Raw genomic sequence first — 19,800 nt, 5'->3', positions numbered from 1 at the left:
AGGCAGCGGGTATCAATCGGGCACAGGGTAAGGGTTTCGAACTTGAGGAATTCGCCAAACTCGGTCTTGCCCGCGTCACGGTTCAACACCAGGTTCTCAATGCGCACGCCCCAACGGCCAGGGCGATAAGTACCCGGCTCAATTGAAGTAATCATCCCTGGCTGCATCGCCGTTTGTGGCGCCGCAGCAGCCTGATAGGCAATGACCTGCGGCCCCTCATGCACGTTGAGGAAATAACCTACGCCGTGGCCTGTGCCGTGACCGTAGTCCACGCCTTCTGCCCAGATCGGTGCACGGGCAATGGCATCCAGCAACGGTGAAAGAATGCCCTTGGGGAACTGCGCACGGGACAGAGCAATCACGCCCTTGAGCACCCGCGTGCAATCGCGTTTCTGCTCCTCACTCGGTGTACCGATAGGCACCATCCGCGTGATGTCCGTGGTTCCGCCCAGGTACTGGCCGCCAGAGTCGATCAACAGCAAGCCATCACCTTCGATCAGCGCATGCTCTTCTTCGGTGGCGTGGTAATGCGGCATAGCGCCGTTGGCGTTGAAGGCGGCAATGGTATTGAAACTCAGCGATACATAGCCTGGGCGGCGGGTACGCGCAGCGGTCAGGTGTTCGTCGATCGTCAGTTCGGTAATGCGCTCGCGGCCCAGGGCACTGTCGAGCCAGGCAAAGAATTCGCACAGCGCCGCACCATCCTGCTCCATGGCTTGGCGGATATGCTCCGCGTCCGCCAGGCTCTTGCGGGATTTGGCCAGTGTGGTGGGGTTGAGGCTTTCAACCAGCTTGACGCCCGCGTCGAGGTTTACCAGCAAGCCGGCGGTAACGCGGGCGGGGTCTACTTGCAAGCTTGCGCCCGCCGGTACCGCTCGCAACGCTTGCGCCACCTCGCTGTAATCACGCAGGGTCACGCCATCCTGCTCAAGCACCGCCCGCAGTTGCGCATCGACCTTGCCCAACGCCACAAACAAAGTGGCTTGTTGCTGATTGATCAAGGCAAAGGACACAAACACCGGATTGAACGACACATCTGCGCCGCGCAGGTTGAATAGCCAGGCGATATCATCCAGCGTCGCAATGAAATGCCAATCGGCGCCCTTGTCTTTCAAACTGGCGCGCAAGGCGGCCAGTTTCTCGCCACGACTGACGGTGGCCTGGGGTGGCAGATGCTGATAGATCGGCTGGTTCGGCAACGCCGGTCGGTCTTGCCAGACTTCATCGAGCACATCGATATCGGTACGCAGGCGCGCGCCACGCTCGGCCAACTTGCCACCCAGGGTACGTGCCGAGGCCACGGCCATAACCGCACCGTCCACCGCCACCACGCCCCCCTCAGGGGTTTGCTCGGCCAGCCACTCCAGCGGTCCAGGCTGACCCGGTTGCAGCTTCACCAACTCGATACCGCTGCCCTTGAGCTCCTTGGTCGCCTGTTCCCAATAACGGCTATCCGCCCAGCCCCCGGCAAACCCCGCCGTGACGATCAGGGTGCCCACCGAACCATGAAAACCGGACAACCACTGGCGCCCTTGCCAGTAACCCGGCAAATATTCGGACAAATGCGGGTCCGCCGATGGCACCAGCAAGGCATGAATGCCTTCGCGGCGCATCAGTTCACGGGTGCGCGCCAGGCGCTGGGGAACCGTTCCATGGGTCAAAGGCTGCGTACTCATTGTGTCTCCTGCTAACCACTAATAATTGTTATGTATTGCGATGATAAATCAGACCGCCCAGAACGCTGGCGCACTCGCCAATGCGGCCTTGATCAACTGCACGGCCTGGTCGATATCCTCTTCGGTGGTAAACCTACCCAGGCTCAAGCGAATAGTGCGAGCAGCACTGCGAGCGTCATGCCCCAAGGCCAGGAGCACATGAGACGGCGCATTGCTGGCCGAATTGCACGCTGAAGTCGCGGAAAAGGCAATGCCTGCACTCAATGCGGCTGAATTGAATTCGCCTTCGCTGAAGGTAAGGCTCAGTGTGTGCGGAATACGCTGGGTTGGGCTGCCATTAAGACGCAAGCCGGTCACCGACGCCAACTGATCCAGCAAGCGCTGGCGCAGCGCGACAATCGTGGCCTTCTCATCCGCGAAAGACGCCGCAGCCAGAGCAAACGCCGTGCCCATGCCGGCAATCTGATGAGTCGCCAGGGTGCCGGAGCGCAAACCGCCTTCGTGGCCCCCCCCGTGAATCTGCGCCAATACCTTCTGCTGCGCCCGAGGCCCGACATATAACGCGCCGATACCCTTGGGCCCATACAGCTTGTGAGCAGAGAACGACATCAAGTCCACCGGCCACCGGGCCAGGTCGATAGCCACTTTGCCTGCCCCTTGCGCCGCGTCCACATGGAACAACGCGCCGTGCTCACGCACCCGCGCGCCAATGGCCGGAATATCGTTGAGGGTGCCCAGTTCGTTGTTGACCAGCATCAGCGAGACAAGAAAGGTATCCTCGCGCAAGGCTTCGCTGACCGCTTCGACGCTGATCAAGCCGTCTGCATCCGGTACCAGGTAAGTCACTGCCACTCCGGCTTCCTGCAATTGCCGCGCGGTGTCCAGCGTGGCCTTGTGTTCGATCTGGCTGGTGATGATATGCCCACCCGCCACACCACGGGCCTGGGCTACGCCCTTGAGCGCAAGGTTGTTGGATTCCGTGGCACCGGAGGTCCAGACTATCTGCTCGGGCTCGGCCACCACCAACTCGGCCACCTGGCGACGCGCCTGTTCAACCTTCTGCCGGGCCGCTTGGCCGAATGCATGGGAACTGGACGCAGGGTTGCCGAAGTGGGCGTTGAAACCCAGACACTCGACCATCACCTGGATAACTCGCTCATCCACCGGCGTGGTGGCGGCGTAGTCGAAATACAGCGGACGTTTATTCATGAGGTAAAAACTCGCAGAGCGTATTCCCAAGAGCAGCGTCTCGGGGGGCATCGACCAGAACAGAGGTCGTCAGGTTTAACCGATCGAATGCCATTAAAGAAGGTAACTTTATTTAAATGTGCGTAGGAACGCTCCTGGAATGAGCTTAACAGGCTGAAGTAGCCCCATGGCAAACAAAAAGCCCGAGGTTCCTTGTGGGAAACCTCGGGCTTTTTGCTGCACGAAGCGCGCTCAACTGGGCCGACCATGCAGGACCACGCTGCGCTCGGCGTTCATTTCACCTTGGCGATCAAAACCGAAGGGCTTTTGTGGCTGGCCAAGCAATGCGGCGCGCTGGCGTTGGTAGTCGTCAAACGACAAGCCACGACGGCCCAGGGCCTCCAGGGCCAACTGCTTGGTTTCCTCCGCCGTATAGGGACGCAACTCCGGGGAAGGCTGGGTCGCACAACCCGCAAGGACAGAGGTGACAAGTAAAAAGGAAACAGCGAGGAAACGGTTCATGGCGATAGCCCTGCGAAGGAGGTTTCGAGTCAATGAACACAGGCTACTCCCGGCCCTTCTCGCTGAAAAATCATCGTCCGTGATAGTCGCTATCACGCGTATCGGCGTCCGTCGGGGGAACGCCTTTATATTCATTTAAGTTCTATAAATATAGAAACACCTTCATTTACGAATTAAGACGATACCTCTATAAAGACCTTGCGCGCAGCCCACTGTCCACCAGGCAACAGCCCTTCAACAAAGCCCAAATTCCCCCTGAGAGGTCACCATGCAGCTGTTCACCCTGCCGCCCTCGCCTGCCCTCGCGACCTCGATCCGCGCCACAGCCCAGGTCTTCGAAGACCCAAAGTCCCAGGCCCTGCTCGACCATATCCAGCAAGTGGCCCCCAGCGAAGCCAGCGTGCTGATCATCGGCGAAACCGGCACCGGCAAAGAACTTGTCGCGCGGCATATCCACCACCTCAGTGCGCGGCGAAACCGGCCCTTCGTGGCGGTGAACTGCGGGGCCTTTTCCCAAGCGCTAGTGGAAGCCGAGTTGTTCGGCCATGAGAAAGGCGCCTTTACCGGTGCCCTCAGCGCCAAGGCCGGCTGGTTCGAAGAGGCTGACGGCGGCACCTTGTTTCTGGATGAGATCGGCGATTTGCCGATGGCCATCCAGGTCAAGCTGCTGCGGGTGCTACAGGAGCGTGAGGTGGTGCGCCTGGGTTCGCGCAAGAGCATTGCAATCGATGTGCGAGTCCTGGCCGCCACCAATGTACAACTGGAAAAGGCCATCAACGCCGGGCATTTCCGTGAAGACCTCTACTACCGCCTCAATGTAGTCAGCCTGGAACTAAGCCCGCTGCGCGAACGTACCGACGATATCCTGCCGCTGACCCGGCACTTCATCCAAACCTACAGCCAGCGCCTGGGCTATGGCCCGATCAGCGTGAGCCACGAGGCCGAGCACAAGCTCAAGCGCTACAGCTGGCCGGGCAATATCCGTGAGCTGGAAAACGTGATTCATCACACCCTGCTGATCTGCCGCAACGCTGTGATCGAACCCGACGACCTGCGCCTGTCGAACCTGCGCATCGAACGCCAGAACGACAGCGACACCGATACCAGTGCGCAAGCCCTGCTGGCGCGGGCGTTTCAAAAGCTCTTCGAGGAACAGTCCGGCGCCCTGCATGAAAAGGTCGAGGACGCTTTATTTCGCGCGGCCTATCACTTCAGCCACTGCAACCAAGTGCACACCGCCAATCTGCTGGGACTGAGCCGCAACGTCGCTCGCGCTCGCCTGATCAAGATCGGCGAACTGGCGGTCAACAAGCGCAGGCCCGGGGAAAATGTGCAAGGCGAACGGATGCTGCATCTATCCATTTAGTCGGCAGTGCAAGGCATCGTCCTGACTGCGCTCAAAACTGCGCAGTACCTGGAATGCGCCAAAGGTCACGGCCGTGGCCCGGTGAGCGCGGATCAGCGTCCAGAAATCTTCGCCGCCCTGCTCAAAACACTTGAAGGCGGCCTCACCCTCTTCCCGCGATTGCCATTGCAAATAATTGAGCACCCTGCGCCCGTCATCGCTGACCTGTACGCTGGCACTCAAGAAGCCGCCATGGCGCACGGCCAGACGCTCGCTCTGGGTGGTCAAGGCGGCCACTAGCGCGGATTGCTGACGAGGCTCGATGTGAAATTCGATCAGTTGAGTGAAGCTGCGACTCTTCTCTGATACCTGCATGAACACTCCCCTCTCTTTGTAGGCAGAATCTTGCGATTCGATGCCACGCAGGGTAAAACCTCTAGTTAAGTCGAGGTCAAGCACTGTTTGGGAGCCTTACATGCTCAGCAACGAACTCAGCGTCGGTCAGTTGGCCGCTCGCAGCGGCGTGGCGGTCACCGCCCTGCACTTCTACGAATCCAAAGGGCTGATCAAGAGCAATCGCAATGCCGGCAATCAACGGCGATATCCACGGGATGTACTGCGCCGGGTGGTGCTGATCAAAATCGCCCAACGCCTGGGCATTCCGCTGGCGACCATTGGCGAGGCATTGCGGGCCCTGCCCGAGGGGCGCGCACCGAACGCTCACGACTGGGAACGGCTGTCGGCGATATGGCGTGAAGATCTGGATGAGCGCATCAACAAGCTGATGCTGCTGCGCGACAAGCTCAATGGTTGCATCGGGTGCGGGTGCCTGTCGATGGAGGCGTGCCCGTTGCGCAATCACGATGACGAGCTGGGTGAGCGTGGCCCCGGTGCGCAGCTGCTGGAGCCCACGCCTGATTCTGATCGGTAACGCCAGCTGCGCAATGCAACGTGACCTATAGTGAAAAGGCTGTAACCCCATAACCACAATCAAAGGAGAACGTTATGAGCGTTAAACCTATTCCCGAGGGTTATCACGGCATTACCCCCTATCTGGGCATCAACGAGGCCGCAAAGGCGATCGAGTTCTACAAGAAGGCCTTTGGCGCCTCAGTGTTCATGCGCCTGGACATGCCTGACGGCAGGGTCGGCCATGCGGAGCTGCGTATTGGCGAAGCGGTGATCATGTTAGGCACGCCCTGCGACGAAACAGCCCTGCGCAATCCTGACGCACACCCCAGTGTCGGCCTGCACCTGTATGTGAATGACGTGGACAAACAATTCAAACAGGCGGTTGATGCCGGCGCCAGCGTAGTGTCCACGCCGCAGGATCAGTTCTATGGGGATCGCTCGGCGAGTGTAAAGGATCCGTTCGGGCACCTGTGGTTCCTGGCGACTCACAAGGAAGACCTGAGCGAGGAACAGATCCGTCAGCGTGCCATGCAAATGTTCAAGCAAGGCGGATAGTTGCAGCGCAATACACATCCAATGTGGGAGCTGGCTTGCTCGCGAAGGCGGCGGGTCAGTCAATTAATCTGCAACTGAACCACCGCTATCGCAGGCAAGCCAGCTCCCACATTGGTTGGGTATTGCCCACGGAATCAGCGCCCGGCATCAATCCCCTGTGGGAGCGGGCTTGCTCGCGAAGGCGGCGTGTCAGTCAATGAGTCTGTCACTGAACCACCGCTATCGCAGGCAAGCCAGCTCCCACATTGGTTGGGTATTGCCCACGAAATCAGCGCCCGGCATCAATCCCCTGTGGGAGCGGGCTTGCCCGCGAAGGCGGCAGGTCAGTCAATTAATCTGCAACTGAACCACCGCTATCGCAGGCAAGCCCGCTCCAACATTGGTTGGGTATTGCCCACGGAATCAGCGCCCGGCATCAATCCCCTGTGGGAGCTGGCTTGCCCGCGATGGCGGCGGGTCAGTCAATTAATCTGCAACTGAACCACCGCTATCGCAGGCAAGCCAGCTCCCACATTTAGACCTCAGCGCGTCAGATAGAAAGGCGTCGGCTGGTAGGCCGTGATCGCAGACAAGCTATATCCCAAAGGTTACGCCACACACCCTGACTGCGAGCTTGAAACATTTTCTTTCATATCCGCCTTAGGGATTTCTCATTCTCATCCGTCCTAACTTAGATACAGCCTGTCGCGTCAGCAAAAGCTACGACTGGCCTTTTCCGGGCCTCCATCGCCCCTCCGATCAAGACCCTCATTTATATGTCGAAGAAGTCACGCTCCAAACTCTGGTTTCTCGTCCATAGCTGGCTGGCGTTGCCCATCTGGTTCTTTGTACTGATCGTCTGCGTCACCGGCACCCTGGCCGTGGTGAGCCAGGAAATCGTGTGGCTGGCCAACCCGGATATCCGCGCCAGCAAGCCGTCGGATGACGCTCAGCCGCTGAGCTTTGACCAGGTGATCGCGGCCATCAAGCACGATGAGCCCAAGGCCATCGTCCAGTCCATCATCCGCCCGGATGAATCGCACTTCGCCCTGAGCGTCGGCCTCAGCTACCCGGATGGGCGCTCCGTGGAGGTGTATGCCAACCCCTACACCGGCGCGATCCAGGGCATCAGCCCCTCGTTCAATTTCCAGCAATTCACCCGCGCCCTGCATGGCTGGTGGCTAGTGCCATTCACCAATGGGTACAGTTGGGGCTGGTACCTGGTGTCCGCGTTGGGCTTGCCGCTGCTCGCCTCGTTGGTCACCGGCCTGGTGGTGTACAAGCGCTTCTGGAAAGGCTTCCTGCGCCCTACCCTGCGCATCCGCCACGGCGCACGGATCTTCTGGGGCGACTTTCACCGCCTGAGCGGCATCTGGTCGATCTGGTTTATCGCGGTCATTTCAATCACCGGCACCTGGTTCCTGATCGAGGCTGTCCTGGGCGACAACCAGATATCCATTTCCAGTGAACCCATCGTGCCAGTGATTGCGCGGGAAAAGGTGCCGCTGTCGGCACCGGGCGTACCGGCACCGATGATCCCTATCGACAAGGCGATCGACATCGCCGCCGAGCGGATCCCCGGCCTGGACGCCAGCTTTGTGTTCATGCCAAGCAACGCCTACAGCCACCTGCAGATCGGCGGGCGAGGCTGGTACCCGTTGATGTTCCAGACCGCACAGTTGAACCCCTATGACGGTGAAATCGCGGTCTCAAACTTATTGTCCGACCGTACCCCGCTGGAATTTGTCACCGAGTCGATGCGCCCGCTGCACACCGGGGACTTTGGCGGTCTGTGGATCAAGCTGATCTGGGCGTTCTTCGGCCTGGTGCTGAGCATGATGGTGTTGAGCGGCCTGCTGATCTGGACCAAGCGCACCGCTCTGGCCACCCTCAACGCCCTCAAGCGCGAGGCCAAGACGCAACGTCAGCCCATGCCCACCCCGGCCATGCGCACCGAAACCCCGGAGGCCCAGCGATGAGCAAGGTCGCAACCGTACCGCCGTCCCCGCTGCGCGCCTTTTGGCTCAAATGGCGTTTCCATATCAACATCCTGCTGTTGCTGGTGCCGTTGGGGTTCATGCCTAAATACTTTGCCGACGCCGCGTTGTTTCGCGGAGATACCGGCATCGGCGAGCGCGTGGCCGGGCAAGTGCAAGTCGGCCCCTGGAGCCTGACGCTGGCTGAGTTTCGCAACGAAGGCCCGAGCCCGAACCCGGCTGGCCCGATGAAGTTCTTTAACGCTGCCCTGTGTGACACCTGTGCCGAGCAGGTCAAGGCCACTTACCTGCGTATCGGCAAACCCCGCAGCCTGCGCGCTGCCGGAGTGATCTTCTTCGGCACGCCGTACCGCATGGGCGCCGCCCTGCCGATCCCCGAACGCACCCCGGCGGACGCCGAAATATGGGTGACCATGGAAGGGTGGGACGGCAGCATGCACCAGGGTTCCATCCCGCTGAGCCAGGCCTCGCCTGCCACCATTGCCTGGCTGAACAAGCAAGGAGTCAAACCATGACGTTCAAGCGCCTCACCCGCGCCGCGCTGTTGCTGTGCGCCGGCCTGAGCACCACCGCCTTCGCCCACAACCCGATGTGCGAATGCAAAGAAATCCCCGGCGAGCAGATCCAGTGCAAAGGCGGTTTCTCCGACGGCAGTGGCGCCCCCGGCGTAACCCTGGATGTGATCGGCTACGACGAAACCATCCTGGTGCCGGGCAAGCTTGGCGAGGATTCGACCCTGACCTTCAAGAAGCCCGCCGCCGAGTTCTACGTGCTGTTTGATGCCGGCCCCGGCCACGTGGTGGAAATCGACCAAGCGGATATCCCGTCGCAATGAGTACCACACAGGTTGTACGCCCCGCTGGCGCGGGCCACGAAACTCTTTATGTGTTGCTGTTGTGCCTGATCATCCTCGCGGTGGCGGGCACGGTCGTGGCGCTGCACGGGGAAACCCAGGAAGTCGCGGCAGTGCCCAGCCACCAGTTGGACGCCCGCCGCGACCTGAGCGCGGCCGAGCAAGGCATCTACGCCGACCTGCGGGTGACCCTGGATGAAATCCACCTGTTGCAGCAGGAGCACAGCGCCCTGCCGACACCTGAGCAACTGGCCGAAGAAGGCTTCGCGCCATTTGCCCAGGACGCCAGTTCGGTCAGCCGTGGCGGCCATCGCTGGCAGTTGCTGGCACCGGCTGCCTACCTGGGCTTGAGCCAGGTGCCGGCCACCAGCGGTTCGCTGCTGATGCGCGTGCAAGGCAGTGAGCCGGATATCTGGCTCAACCGCAGCGCCAACCTTGCCGCCCCATCCGACCTCACTGACCAGGCGTTGATCGCGGCCGGCTGGCAGCAGGTAGTCGCGCAATTCGATGCCGGCGTCACCCGCCAACACCGTCACTGAACGAGAAGACCGATTGCCCATGCCTATGTCATCGCCCCTGTTGCGCCTGTTGCTGGTTGGCCTGTTCAGCCTGATGCTCGCCCCCCTTGCCAATGCCGAGGCGGCCAAGCGCCTGCGTATCGGCATTACCTTGCACCCCTATTACAGCTACGTAGCCAATATCGTGGGCGACAAGGCCGAAGTGGTGCCGCTGATTCCCGCCGGTTTCAACCCCCACGCCTACGAGCCGCGCGCCGAAGACATCAAGCGCATTGGTACCCTGGATGTGATCGTGCTCAACGGCGTCGGCCATGACGACTTCGCCGACCGCATGATCGCCACCAGCGAGCGCCCGGACATCAAGGTGATCGAAGCCAACGCCAACGTGCCGCTGCTCGCCGCTACCGGTAACGCAGCACGCGGTGCGGGCAAGGTGGTCAACCCGCACACCTTCCTGTCGATCAGCGCGTCGATTGCCCAGGTCAATAACATTGCCCGTGAGTTGGGCAAGCTCGACCCGGACAACGCCAAAACCTACACCCAGAACGCCCGGGCCTACGGCAAGCGCCTGCGCCAGATGCGCGCCGACGCCCTGGCCAAGCTGACCAGCGCGCCCAACCCGGACCTGCGCGTCGCCACCGTACACGCGGCCTACGACTACCTGTTGCGCGAGTTTGGCCTGGAAGTCACCGCCGTGGTCGAGCCGGCCCACGGTATCGAGCCAAGCCCCAGCCAGCTGAAAAAGACCATCGATGAACTGCGTGCTCTGGATGTGAAAGTGATCTTCTCGGAGATGGATTTCCCGTCCTCCTACGTCGATACCATCCAGCATGAATCCGGAGTCAAGCTGTACCCGCTGTCGCATATTTCCTACGGCGAATACAGCGCAGAGAAGTACGAAGTGGAGATGACCGGCAACCTCAACACCGTGGTACGGGCGATTCAGGAGTCGGGAGCATGAGCGCCGCGCAGCAACTGAACGCCGTCAGCGTCGGCCCCACCCTGAACTTCGACCAGATCTCGCTGACCCTGGGGCGCACCGTGATCCTCGATGGCGTGAGTTTCCAGGTACAGCCGGGCAGCATCCATGCGCTGGTCGGCCCCAATGGCGGCGGCAAAAGCTCGCTGATCAAGACCCTGCTGGGGCAGACGCCGCACCAGGGGCGTTTGAGCCTGGAATGGCCAACCGCACCCGGCACCATCGGTTACGTACCCCAGGCGCTGGAATTTGACCGGGGCTTGCCGATGACCGTGGACGACTTCATGGCTGCCATGTGCCAGCGTCGCCCGGCGTTTCTGGGCCTTTCCAGGCATTACGCGGGGGCGATTGGCGATGCCCTTGAGCGCGTTGGCATGCAAGACAAGCGCAAGCGCCGCATGGGCGCGTTGTCCGGCGGTGAGCGCCAGCGTGTACTGCTGGCCCAGGGGCTGATTCCGGCGCCGCAATTGCTGGTGCTGGATGAGCCGATGTCGGCCCTCGATGAGGCCGGTATCCAGGTGTTCGAACGGTTGTTGAACGATTGGCGCCTGGCTGGGATTACGGTGCTGTGGATCGAACACGACCTGGAAGCCGTTGGCCGCCTGGCCGACCGCGTCACCGGTTTGAACCGCCGCGTGCTGTTCGACGCCACGCCCAAGGAGGCGCTGACCCCGGACCGCCTGCTCACTCTGTTCTCCACCCACCCTCGGAGCCCGGCGCCATGAGTTATGAAGCCTTTCGCTTGATGGTCCAGGGCTGGGCCTCTTCCGGTTACCTGCCCGAAGCCCTGGCCTACGGGTTTGTGGTCAACGCCCTGCTCGCCGGCTTGTTGATCGGCCCGGTACTCGGCGGCCTGGGTACGCTGGTGGTGGTCAAGCGCTTTGCGTTTTTCTCCGAAGCGGTCGGGCATGCCGCGCTGACCGGCGTGGCCGTGGGCATCCTGCTGGGCGAACCCTATACCGGGCCTTATGGCAGCCTGTTTGGCTACTGCCTGCTGTTCGGCATCCTGCTCAATTACCTGCGTAACCGCACCGGCCTGGCGCCCGATACCTTGATCGGCGTGTTCCTGTCCGTGTCCCTGGCACTGGGGGCAAGCCTGCTGCTGATCCTGGCCGGCAAGATCAACGTGCACATTCTCGAGAACGTGCTGTTTGGCTCGGTGCTGACGGTCAACGGCAACGACCTGCTGGTACTGGCCATTGTCGGCTCGCTGGTGATGGCCCTGGCATTGCCGCTGTACAACCGCATCATGCTGGCCAGTTTCAACCCGCAATTGGCGGCAGTACGCGGGGTGGCGGTGAAAAGCCTGGACTACCTGTTCGTGATCCTGGTGACCCTGATCACCGTGGCCGCGGTCAAGGTCATCGGCGCAATCCTGGTCGGTGCCTTGCTGGTGATTCCTGCCGCCGCGGCGCGCCTGTTGAGCCAGTCACTCAAAGGCTTCTTCTGGATCTCGGTGCTGATCGCTACCATCAGCACCCTGTGCGGCATCCTGCTGCCGATCATCTTCGACCTGCCCATCCCATCCGGCGCCGCCATCATTCTGGTTGCCGGTATCGCCTTCGCCTTCGCCGCCATCGCCCGTGGCGTTGTGCCCAGCCTCAAAGGGAATCTTGGATAATGCGCCCTGCCTTTCGCCCACTGGCCCTGGCCATCGCTTGCTTGATGAGTACGTCGGCGCTGGCCGTCGACGGTTTCGACGCCAAGGACTTCAAAGTCAACCAGGGCCTCGGTCACGCAGCCCTGACCAAGACCAAGCCGCCGGTCAAGGTGCTGGCCTCGCTGCCGATTACCTACGGCTTGGCCGAGGCGCTGCTCAAAGGCACCAACGTAGCGCTTGAACGCGCCGCACCGGCCAATCTGCCGGGTTCGCGGCAGGTGTCCTACTTCACCGGCCGCGGTGCTGCGGCATTGAATAAGTTGGCGCTGGACGCCGACGCGGCCATCGGCCTGCGCTCGCTGTGGGCCGATGACCCGCTGTACCCCGTGGCGCGGCGCAGCAATATTCGTATCGTCGAAGTCGATGCCGCACGCCCGGTGGACGGCGGCTTGCCGGGTATCGCAGTACAACCGGGTGTCACCGATGGCTTGAACAGCCAACCCTGGCAATCGAGCAACAATATGGGGCGCATGGCCGACGTGATGGCCGCCGACCTGAGCCGCCTGGCGCCGGCAGCCAAACCCAGGATCGACGCTAACCTGGCCGCGCTCAAGCAGCGTTTACTCAAGCTCACCGCCGACAGCGAGGCGCGATTGGCCAAGGCCGACAACCTGAGTGTGCTCAGCTTGAGCGATCACTTCGCGTACCTCGTCAGCAGCCTGAACCTGGAAGTGCTCAGTACCGATGCACGGCCCGATGCCGAGTGGACGCCCGAGGCGCTGCAAAAACTCAGCAGCGCGTTGAAGGACAGCGACGTGGCGGTGGTGCTGCATCACCGTCAACCGAGTGATGCAGTCAAAGCCGCCGTCACTGCCGGCGGCGCCAGACTGTTGGTATTGAATGTGGACGGCGCCGACCCGGTGACTGAGCTGGAAACCAATGTGGACCAAGTGATCAAGGCTCTTACGCCCTAGGCAAGCCACCGATCCGTCAGGGATAAACTCGGTTCAATGTGGGAGCTGGCTTGCCTGCGATGCGGGCGCCTCGGTTTATCAGGCATACCGAGTCGATGCCATCGCAGGCAAGCCAGCTCCCACACGGGTTCGCGGTGCATCAGCCGCTACACCACATCCACACCCACATGAATCGCATCATGCCGCCAGAACTCCAGGTCACAGTCGATCAGGCGTTGATGCTGGTCATAGTTGACCCGGGCGATGCGCAAGCCCGGGCTGCCCACCGAGACACGCAGCGCAGCGGCCGCTTCCACCGGCAGTGAGGTCGGGACTATCTCGAAGCGCACCCGCCCGTAGTGCAAGTCATATTTGCTGGCATACAGCTCAGTCATCGACTGATTCAAATCGCACGCCAGGATCCCCGGAAAATACTGCGGGTTCAGGTAGTGCTCCACGTACAACACCAGGCGTCCGTCAATCCTGCGGCCCCGGCAAATCTGGATCACGCTCGACAACGCCGGCAACTGCAACCACGCGCACACCGCCGCCGACGCCGGTTGCAAGCGTGCTGAAATGACCTGCGTGGAAGCCTCGCGCCCCTGGTCGCTGACCATGGCGTGAAAGTGGCTGCGCTGCATCAGGTTATAGGCCAGCCGTGGCGGTGAGACGAACCGGCCCCGACGCTCTTCGCGGTAGATCTGCCCTTGGGCCTCCAGTTGTAACAAGGCTTCCCGCACGGTAATCCGAGTGGTACCAAACAACTCGCTGAGCTTGCGCTCGGCGGGCAGTTTGCTGGCAGGCGGCAACAGGCCATGGTCGATCTGCTCCTGCAGCGCCAGGCCGATGGAAGTTACCGCCTTGATTGCCTCATCACGCATCAACGTTACCTATCTGGACTAGACCAGCACCGTTCAGGTGCACAAAACGCGCGCTATCTGGGCTTTTGCTGCTGTGTGCCAGCCTAGGCACTCCAGATGACCGACAGATGACAAAGGCTGTCGACTGCCTCTACCACACCCTGCAATACATCGGCCAAGTCCAGGGCCTGCGGGCACTTGGGCATGGTCTACGCTAAGTCGGAGCTGAGCGACATCAGCGCTTCAAAAACGACATCGACATGAAACTGTCATCCATGGGGCCTAGATTGGCTCAGGTATTGCTGACCTAGACCAAACCACCGCTAACGTTCAGATAAAACGCCGCGTTGAAAACGCCCAAAGGAGCTTCGGATGAAACAGCTTTTCCTGGCATCACTGTTAGGCTCGACCATTGCCATGTGCACCGCCGCCATGGCTGCTGATACCGATCTAAAAACCTTGGAAGCCGCCGCCAAAGCGGAAGGCGCCGTCAACAGCGTCGGCATGCCCGATGACTGGGCCAACTGGAAAGGCACCTGGGAAGACCTGGCCAAAACCTACGGCCTCAAGCACATCGACACCGACATGAGCTCGGCCCAGGAAATCGCCAAGTTCAAAGCCGAAAAAGACAACGCCAGCGCGGATATTGGTGACGTGGGCGCGGCCTTCGGCCCGATCGCGGTGAAGCAGGAAGTCACCCAGCCGTACAAACCGTCTACCTGGGCGCAGGTGCCGGATTGGGCGAAAGACAAGGACGGTCACTGGGCCCTGGCCTACACCGGCACCATTGCCTTTATCGTCAACAAGAAGCTGCTGCACGGCTCCGAAGTGCCCACCACCTGGGCTGACCTGCAAACCGGTAAATACAAGGTATCGGTGGGTGACGTGAGCACCGCCGCCCAGGCCTCCAACGCGGTCCTCGCCGCGGCCATCGCCAACAAGGGCGACGAGAAAAACATCGCCCCGGGCCTGCAATTCTTTACAAAGATCGCCCAGCAAGGTCGCCTCTCGCTGTCCAACCCAACCATCGCCACCATGGAAAAAGGCGAAGTCGAAGTGGGTCTCGTCTGGGACTTCAACGGCCTGAGCTACAAGGCCAAGATGGCCAACCCGGATGACTACGTGGTGCTGATCCCCTCGGATGGCTCGGTGAAATCCGGCTACACCACCATCATCAACAAATACGCCAAGCACCCGAACGCCGCCAAGCTGACCCGCGAATACATCTTCAGCGATGCTGGCCAGCTCAACCTGGCGCGCGGCAATGCGCGTCCGATCCGGGCTGAAACCGACTTGAAACTGCCGGCGGACGTTGCCAAGAACCTGATCCCTGGCGAGCAGTACACCAAGGCCAACCCGCAGCCGATCAAGGATGCCGATGCCTGGGAAGCGACGTCCAAGAAGCTGCCACAGATGTGGAACGAGCAAGTCATCGTAGAAATGAAGTAAGGGTTTACCCCACATTGGAGATCCAGTGGAGATCCAGTGTGGGAGCGGGCTTGCTCGCGAATGCGGTGGGCCAGTGACTTATCGACTGACTGAGCTGCCGCATTCGCGAGCAAGCCCGCTCCCACAGTTTTGCCCTGTTCCTCCAGTTAAATTGGTTCAACCCTCTGTTGCGGAGCCCCCATGAAGCACAATGTCATCCTTGTGGTGCTCGACGGCCTCAACTTCGAGGTTGCCCGGCACGCCATGGGGCACTTGCAGGCCTATGTCGGCGCTGGACGCGCAGCCCTCTACACACTGGAATGTGAACTGCCCGCCCTGTCCCGCCCGTTGTACGAATGCATCCTCACCGGCGTGCCGCCGATTCAAAGCGGCGTCGTGCACAACAACGTCTCGCGCCTGTCCAACCAGCGCAGCATTTTCCATTACGCCACCGACGCCGGCTTGAGCACCGCGGCGGCGGCTTACCATTGGGTCAGCGAGTTGTATAACCGCACGCCCTTTCTCGCCGCCCGCGATCGTCATACCGACGACAAGGCGCTGGCGATCCAGCACGGGCATTTCTACTGGAATGACCACTACCCCGATTCCCACCTGTTCGCCGATGCCGAAAGCCTGCGGCTCAAGCACGCGCCAAACTTTTTGTTGGTGCACCCGATGAACATCGACGACGCCGGCCACAAGCACGGCCTCGACACTGCGCAATACCGCAACAGCGCGCGTTCGGCCGACATTATCCTGGCCGACTACCTGCAAAACTGGCTCGATTCCGGCTACCAGGTACTGGTCACCGCCGACCATGGCATGAACAACGACCGCTCCCACAACGGGCTGTTGCGCGAAGAACGGGAAGTGCCACTGTTCGTCATCGGTGACGCCTTCAGCCTGGACACTGATGCCGCGCCGAAACAGACCGACCTGTGCGGCACCATCTGCGAACTGCTGGGCGTGCCCCACGACAAACCTGTGTGCCGGGAGCTGCTCAAGTGAATGCACTGACCCGCGGCAAATGGCTGGCCCTCCTATGCCTGCTGCCCTTCGCACTGTTCTTTATCGTGTTCGAGATCGCGCCGCTGGTGTGGGTGCTGATCAGCAGCCTGCAAACCGAAGAGTCCGGCTGGAGCCTGGAAAACTTCACCCGCATCTTCACCTCGAAGTTCTACCGGCAGGCCGTCCAGTTCAGCCTGGAGATCAGTTTCTACTCCAGCATCTTCGGCATCATCATCGCCACCCTGGGCAGCTACTCACTGCGCCGAGTGGATTCGCCGCTGCGCAACTTCGTCACCGCGTTCGCCAACATGACCAGCAACTTCGCCGGCGTACCCCTGGCCTTCGCGTTCATCATCCTGCTGGGGTTCAACGGCAGTATCACCCTCATGCTCAAGCAGGCCGGGATCATTGAGGACTTCAACCTGTACTCGAAAACCGGCTTGATCATCCTCTATACCTACTTCCAGATTCCCCTCGGCGTGCTGCTGCTCTACCCGGCCTTCGACGCATTGCGCGAAGACTGGCGCGAGTCGGCCGCCCTGCTCGGTGCGAATGGCTGGCAGTTCTGGCGACATATCGGCCTGCCGGTGCTCACCCCGGCCCTGCTCGGTACCTTTGTGATCCTGCTGGCCAACGCCCTCGGCGCCTACGCCACGGTCTATGCGCTTACTACCGGCAACTTCAACGTGCTGCCGATTCGCATTGCCGGCCTGGTCTCTGGCGATGTGTCGCTGGACCCGAACATGGCCAGCGCCCTGGCCGTGGTGCTGGTGGCGCTGATGACCGTGGTCACGGTGGTGCATCAACTGCTGCTCAAGAGGAGCTACCATGTCTCGCGCTGAAGCCGGCCCGGCCTCCCTCTACCATCGGGTGGTGGTGTACCTGTTATTCCTGATCCTGGTGCTGCCGCTGGTGGGCACTTTTGTCTACTCGATTTCCAGCAGTTGGTCGGCAACCATCCTGCCCGCCGGCTTCAGCGTGAAATGGTATGTACAGCTGTGGAGCGACCCGCGCTTTCTGATGGCCTTCGGGCAATCGTTGCTGGTTTGCGTGGGCGCACTGATCCTTTCGGTGGTGTTGATTTTGCCGCTGCTGTTCGTGGTGCACTACCACTTTCCCAAGCTCGACGCGTTGATGAACATCCTGATCCTGCTGCCCTTTGCGGTGCCGCCGGTGGTGTCCTCGGTGGGTCTGCTGCAACTGTACGGTTCCGGGCCGCTGGCGATGGTGGGCACGCCGTGGATTTTGATCGGCTGCTACTTCACCGTCGCGCTGCCGTTCATGTACCGCGCGATCACCAACAACCTGCAAGCCATCAACCTTCGCGACCTGATGGACGCTTCGCAACTGCTCGGCGCCAGCACCTGGCAGGCCGCGATCCTGGTGGTGCTGCCCAACCTGCGCAAGGGCCTGATGGTGGCGCTGCTGCTGTCGTTCTCGTTCCTGTTCGGCGAGTTCGTGTTCGCCAACATCCTCGTCGGGACCCGCTACGAAACCCTGCAGGTGTACCTCAACAACATGCGCAACAGCAGTGGCCATTTCACCAGTGCCGTGGTGATCTCGTATTTCTTCTTTGTGCTGGTACTGACCTGGGCCGCCACTCTCTTGAACAAGGACAAAAGCCAATGAGCTTCGTCAGCGTCCAACACCTGCAAAAAGGCTACGCCGGCACCCCGGTGTTCAGCGATATCAATTGCGAGGTCGCCAAAGGCGAGTTCGTCACCCTGCTCGGCCCGTCCGGTTGCGGCAAATCCACCCTGCTGCGCTGCATCGCCGGGCTTACCCCGGTGGACAGTGGCCAAATCCTCCTGGATGGCCAGGACATCGTGCCCCTGAGCCCACAGAAACGCCAGATCGGCATGGTGTTCCAAAGCTACGCGTTGTTTCCCAACATGACTGTGGAACAGAACGTCGCCTTCGGCCTGCGCATGCAAAAGGTCAACGCCGACGACAGCCACAAGCGCGTACAAGAAGTGCTGCAACTGGTGGAGCTCAAGGACCTGGCCGGCCGTTATCCGCACCAGATGTCCGGTGGCCAGTGCCAGCGCGTCGCCCTCGCCCGCTCCCTGGTAACCCGCCCGCGCCTGCTGCTGCTCGATGAACCGCTGTCGGCATTGGATGCACGTATTCGCAAGCACTTGCGCGAGCAGATCCGCCAGATCCAGCGCGAACTTGGGCTGACCACGATTTTCGTGACCCATGACCAGGAAGAAGCGCTGACCATGTCCGACCGCATCTTTTTGATGAACCAGGGCAAGATCGTGCAGAGCGGCGATGCCGAAACCCTTTATACCGCTCCGGTGGATGTGTTCGCTGCCGGGTTTATCGGCAACTACAACCTGCTTGATGCCGACAAGGCCAGCCAACTGCTGCAAAGGCCGATCAGCGGGCGCATTGCGATTCGCCCCGAGGCCATCGAGTTGAGCCGCAGCGGCGAGCTCGATGCGTTGGTGCGTAGCCACAGCCTGCTGGGTAACGTGATTCGCTACCGCATCGAAGCCCGTGGCGTCGAGCTGGTGGTAGACGTGCTCAATCGTTCGGCCGACGATCTGCACCCGGATGGCCAGCGCCTGGCACTTTCCATCGACCCCAGCGCACTGTGTGAAGTAGCCTGACAGGCAGTGACCTATTGAGAGAGAGCATCACCGATGGCATTGGTAATTTTTGATCTGGACGACACCCTGATCCACGGGGACTGCGCCACGCTGTGGAGCGAACAGATGGGCCGCCTCGGCTGGGTAGACCCTGAGTCGTTCATGCGCAGGAACAACGAGCTGATGGATGCCTACAGCCAGGGCAAGCTGCGGATGGAAGATTTCATGGATTTCAGCCTGGAGCCGATGATCGGCCGTACCCCGGAAGAAATCGAGCACCTGGTGGAGCCGTGGGTCGAGGAAGTGATCGAGCCGCTGATCTACAGCGACGCCACCAAGACCATCGCCCGCCACCGCGCGAACGGCGACCGGATCCTGGTGATTTCCGCTTCGGGCACTCACTTGGTCACGCCGATTGCTGCGCGTATCGGTATCGAGGAAGTGCTGGGGATTAACCTGGAGGTCAGCCACGGCGTGTACAGCGGCCATACCGTCGATGTACTGACCTACCGTGAGGGCAAGATCACGCGCTTGCTGGCATGGCTGGAGCAGGAAGGTGAAACCCTTGAAGGCGCCTATTTCTATTCGGACTCGCGCAATGATTTGCCGCTGCTGCTCAAGGTGGATCACCCGCAGGTGGTGAACCCGGACCCCGTATTGCGCGCCCATGCCGAACAGGCCGGCTGGCCGATCCACCATTGGACCTGAATCAATAGAGATCAACCTGTGGGAGCTGGCTTGCCTGCGATAGCGGTGCAACAGTGAAGAATTCTTCATCTGGTGCACCGCTATCGCAGGCAAGCCAGCTCCCACACTGACGGCATTTCAATCTA

Annotated in this window: 22 protein-coding genes; 17 read left to right on the top strand and 5 right to left on the bottom strand. The window is 61.0% G+C overall.

Annotated features, from left to right (window positions below; translation table 11 throughout):
- From CER19_RS11505 to CER19_RS11495, 3 genes are all read right to left on the bottom strand, one after another.
- On the bottom strand, positions 1-1,676 hold a 1,676-nt coding region (locus CER19_RS11505), incomplete at its 3' end, for a M24B family metallopeptidase (protein ID WP_133298328.1).
- A gap of 48 nt (positions 1,677-1,724) precedes the next feature.
- Positions 1,725-2,885 (bottom strand): cysteine desulfurase family protein, encoded by a 1,161-nt coding sequence (locus CER19_RS11500; protein WP_116666506.1) that lies wholly within the window; start codon positions 2,883-2,885, stop codon positions 1,725-1,727.
- Between the two features lie 231 nt (positions 2,886-3,116).
- Complete coding sequence (locus CER19_RS11495; RefSeq protein ID WP_003190175.1) at positions 3,117-3,386, bottom strand: hypothetical protein; 270 nt, start codon at positions 3,384-3,386, stop codon at positions 3,117-3,119.
- Between the two features lie 268 nt (positions 3,387-3,654).
- Between CER19_RS11495 and CER19_RS11490 the strand changes: the two genes are divergently transcribed.
- On the top strand, positions 3,655-4,752 hold the full coding sequence (locus tag CER19_RS11490; RefSeq protein ID WP_116666505.1) for a sigma-54-dependent Fis family transcriptional regulator: 1,098 nt from the start codon (positions 3,655-3,657) through the stop codon (positions 4,750-4,752).
- Here the strand turns inward: CER19_RS11490 and CER19_RS11485 are convergent.
- The gene (locus CER19_RS11485) at positions 4,741-5,106 is read right to left on the bottom strand and encodes an antibiotic biosynthesis monooxygenase (protein ID WP_019817256.1); all 366 of its coding nucleotides are present in this window, start codon (positions 5,104-5,106) and stop codon (positions 4,741-4,743) included. The two genes, CER19_RS11490 and CER19_RS11485, sit on opposite strands and share 12 nt — an antisense overlap.
- A gap of 100 nt (positions 5,107-5,206) precedes the next feature.
- On the opposite strand from CER19_RS11485, the gene soxR reads away from it, so the two are divergent.
- The 10 genes from soxR (at position 5,207) to CER19_RS11435 (ending at position 13,098) form a co-directional block, all read left to right on the top strand.
- Complete coding sequence (gene soxR, locus CER19_RS11480) at positions 5,207-5,662, top strand: redox-sensitive transcriptional activator SoxR (RefSeq protein WP_116666504.1); 456 nt, start codon at positions 5,207-5,209, stop codon at positions 5,660-5,662.
- A gap of 74 nt (positions 5,663-5,736) precedes the next feature.
- Positions 5,737-6,198, top strand: coding sequence for a VOC family protein (locus tag CER19_RS11475; protein WP_116666503.1), 462 nt, complete (start codon positions 5,737-5,739; stop codon positions 6,196-6,198).
- Positions 6,199-6,953: 755 nt separating this feature from the next.
- Entirely contained in the window at positions 6,954-8,156 is a 1,203-nt protein-coding gene (locus CER19_RS11470) for a PepSY domain-containing protein (protein WP_116666502.1), read from the top strand.
- Positions 8,153-8,689 carry a hypothetical protein gene (locus tag CER19_RS11465; protein ID WP_019817260.1) on the top strand — a complete coding sequence of 179 codons (537 nt, stop codon included), beginning with the start codon at positions 8,153-8,155 and terminating at the stop codon, positions 8,687-8,689. Before CER19_RS11470 ends, CER19_RS11465 begins: the two co-directional genes overlap by 4 nt.
- Positions 8,686-9,009, top strand: coding sequence for a hypothetical protein (locus tag CER19_RS11460; protein WP_014717808.1), 324 nt, complete (start codon positions 8,686-8,688; stop codon positions 9,007-9,009). The genes CER19_RS11465 and CER19_RS11460 overlap by 4 nt, the downstream gene beginning before the upstream one ends.
- Complete coding sequence (locus CER19_RS11455; protein ID WP_116666501.1) at positions 9,006-9,566, top strand: DUF6162 family protein; 561 nt, start codon at positions 9,006-9,008, stop codon at positions 9,564-9,566. The genes CER19_RS11460 and CER19_RS11455 overlap by 4 nt, the downstream gene beginning before the upstream one ends.
- A 19-nt stretch (positions 9,567-9,585) precedes the next feature.
- Positions 9,586-10,506: a metal ABC transporter substrate-binding protein gene (locus tag CER19_RS11450; RefSeq protein ID WP_116666500.1), complete on the top strand. Its 921-nt coding sequence runs from the start codon at positions 9,586-9,588 to the stop codon at positions 10,504-10,506.
- Positions 10,503-11,249 carry a metal ABC transporter ATP-binding protein gene (locus CER19_RS11445; protein ID WP_116666499.1) on the top strand — a complete coding sequence of 249 codons (747 nt, stop codon included), beginning with the start codon at positions 10,503-10,505 and terminating at the stop codon, positions 11,247-11,249. The genes CER19_RS11450 and CER19_RS11445 overlap by 4 nt, the downstream gene beginning before the upstream one ends.
- Entirely contained in the window at positions 11,246-12,145 is a 900-nt protein-coding gene (locus CER19_RS11440; RefSeq protein WP_116666498.1) for a metal ABC transporter permease, read from the top strand. Before CER19_RS11445 ends, CER19_RS11440 begins: the two co-directional genes overlap by 4 nt.
- The gene (locus CER19_RS11435; RefSeq protein WP_116666497.1) at positions 12,145-13,098 is read left to right on the top strand and encodes a metal ABC transporter solute-binding protein, Zn/Mn family; all 954 of its coding nucleotides are present in this window, start codon (positions 12,145-12,147) and stop codon (positions 13,096-13,098) included. Before CER19_RS11440 ends, CER19_RS11435 begins: the two co-directional genes overlap by 1 nt.
- A 146-nt stretch (positions 13,099-13,244) precedes the next feature.
- Here CER19_RS11435 and CER19_RS11430 read toward each other — a convergent pair whose 3' ends face one another.
- The gene (locus CER19_RS11430; protein WP_116666496.1) at positions 13,245-13,958 is read right to left on the bottom strand and encodes a UTRA domain-containing protein; all 714 of its coding nucleotides are present in this window, start codon (positions 13,956-13,958) and stop codon (positions 13,245-13,247) included.
- Between the two features lie 351 nt (positions 13,959-14,309).
- Here CER19_RS11430 and CER19_RS11425 point away from each other — a divergent pair, with 351 nt between their 5' ends.
- The 6 genes from CER19_RS11425 to CER19_RS11400 all read left to right on the top strand — a co-directional run bounded on the left by CER19_RS11425 (position 14,310) and on the right by CER19_RS11400 (position 19,675).
- Positions 14,310-15,386 carry an ABC transporter substrate-binding protein gene (locus tag CER19_RS11425; RefSeq protein WP_003190150.1) on the top strand — a complete coding sequence of 359 codons (1,077 nt, stop codon included), beginning with the start codon at positions 14,310-14,312 and terminating at the stop codon, positions 15,384-15,386.
- A gap of 180 nt (positions 15,387-15,566) precedes the next feature.
- Positions 15,567-16,373, top strand: coding sequence for an alkaline phosphatase family protein (locus tag CER19_RS11420; RefSeq protein WP_116666495.1), 807 nt, complete (start codon positions 15,567-15,569; stop codon positions 16,371-16,373).
- On the top strand, positions 16,370-17,215 hold the full coding sequence (locus tag CER19_RS11415) for an ABC transporter permease subunit (protein WP_116666494.1): 846 nt from the start codon (positions 16,370-16,372) through the stop codon (positions 17,213-17,215). Before CER19_RS11420 ends, CER19_RS11415 begins: the two co-directional genes overlap by 4 nt.
- Positions 17,202-18,002 (top strand): ABC transporter permease, encoded by an 801-nt coding sequence (locus CER19_RS11410; RefSeq protein WP_003190144.1) that lies wholly within the window; start codon positions 17,202-17,204, stop codon positions 18,000-18,002. Before CER19_RS11415 ends, CER19_RS11410 begins: the two co-directional genes overlap by 14 nt.
- Positions 17,999-18,988 (top strand): ABC transporter ATP-binding protein, encoded by a 990-nt coding sequence (locus CER19_RS11405; RefSeq protein WP_034127242.1) that lies wholly within the window; start codon positions 17,999-18,001, stop codon positions 18,986-18,988. The genes CER19_RS11410 and CER19_RS11405 overlap by 4 nt, the downstream gene beginning before the upstream one ends.
- A 33-nt stretch (positions 18,989-19,021) precedes the next feature.
- The gene (locus CER19_RS11400) at positions 19,022-19,675 is read left to right on the top strand and encodes an HAD family phosphatase (protein WP_116666493.1); all 654 of its coding nucleotides are present in this window, start codon (positions 19,022-19,024) and stop codon (positions 19,673-19,675) included.
- Positions 19,676-19,800: the final 125 nt, after the last annotated feature.

This window comes from Pseudomonas sp. GL93, assembly GCF_003408955.1.
GTDB lineage: Bacteria > Pseudomonadota > Gammaproteobacteria > Pseudomonadales > Pseudomonadaceae > Aquipseudomonas > Aquipseudomonas paracarnis.
Note: the sequence above shows the minus strand (reverse complement) of the source record. Positions and strands in the feature narration are given on the sequence as shown.

What these genes read in the sequence shown, in the direction of transcription:
- CER19_RS11420 (WP_116666495.1), top strand. Translation starts at nt 15,567, where the DNA reads ATGAAGCACAATGTCATCCTTGTGGTGCTCGACGGCCTCAACTTCGAG.
- CER19_RS11490 (WP_116666505.1), top strand. Translation starts at nt 3,655, where the DNA reads ATGCAGCTGTTCACCCTGCCGCCCTCGCCTGCCCTCGCGACCTCGATC.
- CER19_RS11445 (WP_116666499.1), top strand. Translation starts at nt 10,503, where the DNA reads ATGAGCGCCGCGCAGCAACTGAACGCCGTCAGCGTCGGCCCCACCCTG.
- CER19_RS11500 (WP_116666506.1), bottom strand. Translation starts at nt 2,885, where the DNA reads ATGAATAAACGTCCGCTGTATTTCGACTACGCCGCCACCACGCCGGTG.
- CER19_RS11450 (WP_116666500.1), top strand. Translation starts at nt 9,586, where the DNA reads ATGCCTATGTCATCGCCCCTGTTGCGCCTGTTGCTGGTTGGCCTGTTC.
- CER19_RS11485 (WP_019817256.1), bottom strand. Translation starts at nt 5,106, where the DNA reads ATGCAGGTATCAGAGAAGAGTCGCAGCTTCACTCAACTGATCGAATTT.
- CER19_RS11465 (WP_019817260.1), top strand. Translation starts at nt 8,153, where the DNA reads ATGAGCAAGGTCGCAACCGTACCGCCGTCCCCGCTGCGCGCCTTTTGG.
- CER19_RS11495 (WP_003190175.1), bottom strand. Translation starts at nt 3,386, where the DNA reads ATGAACCGTTTCCTCGCTGTTTCCTTTTTACTTGTCACCTCTGTCCTT.
- CER19_RS11455 (WP_116666501.1), top strand. Translation starts at nt 9,006, where the DNA reads ATGAGTACCACACAGGTTGTACGCCCCGCTGGCGCGGGCCACGAAACT.
- CER19_RS11435 (WP_116666497.1), top strand. Translation starts at nt 12,145, where the DNA reads ATGCGCCCTGCCTTTCGCCCACTGGCCCTGGCCATCGCTTGCTTGATG.
- CER19_RS11425 (WP_003190150.1), top strand. Translation starts at nt 14,310, where the DNA reads ATGAAACAGCTTTTCCTGGCATCACTGTTAGGCTCGACCATTGCCATG.
- CER19_RS11470 (WP_116666502.1), top strand. Translation starts at nt 6,954, where the DNA reads ATGTCGAAGAAGTCACGCTCCAAACTCTGGTTTCTCGTCCATAGCTGG.
- CER19_RS11430 (WP_116666496.1), bottom strand. Translation starts at nt 13,958, where the DNA reads ATGCGTGATGAGGCAATCAAGGCGGTAACTTCCATCGGCCTGGCGCTG.
- CER19_RS11460 (WP_014717808.1), top strand. Translation starts at nt 8,686, where the DNA reads ATGACGTTCAAGCGCCTCACCCGCGCCGCGCTGTTGCTGTGCGCCGGC.
- CER19_RS11410 (WP_003190144.1), top strand. Translation starts at nt 17,202, where the DNA reads ATGTCTCGCGCTGAAGCCGGCCCGGCCTCCCTCTACCATCGGGTGGTG.
- CER19_RS11440 (WP_116666498.1), top strand. Translation starts at nt 11,246, where the DNA reads ATGAGTTATGAAGCCTTTCGCTTGATGGTCCAGGGCTGGGCCTCTTCC.
- soxR (WP_116666504.1), top strand. Translation starts at nt 5,207, where the DNA reads ATGCTCAGCAACGAACTCAGCGTCGGTCAGTTGGCCGCTCGCAGCGGC.
- CER19_RS11475 (WP_116666503.1), top strand. Translation starts at nt 5,737, where the DNA reads ATGAGCGTTAAACCTATTCCCGAGGGTTATCACGGCATTACCCCCTAT.
- CER19_RS11400 (WP_116666493.1), top strand. Translation starts at nt 19,022, where the DNA reads ATGGCATTGGTAATTTTTGATCTGGACGACACCCTGATCCACGGGGAC.
- CER19_RS11405 (WP_034127242.1), top strand. Translation starts at nt 17,999, where the DNA reads ATGAGCTTCGTCAGCGTCCAACACCTGCAAAAAGGCTACGCCGGCACC.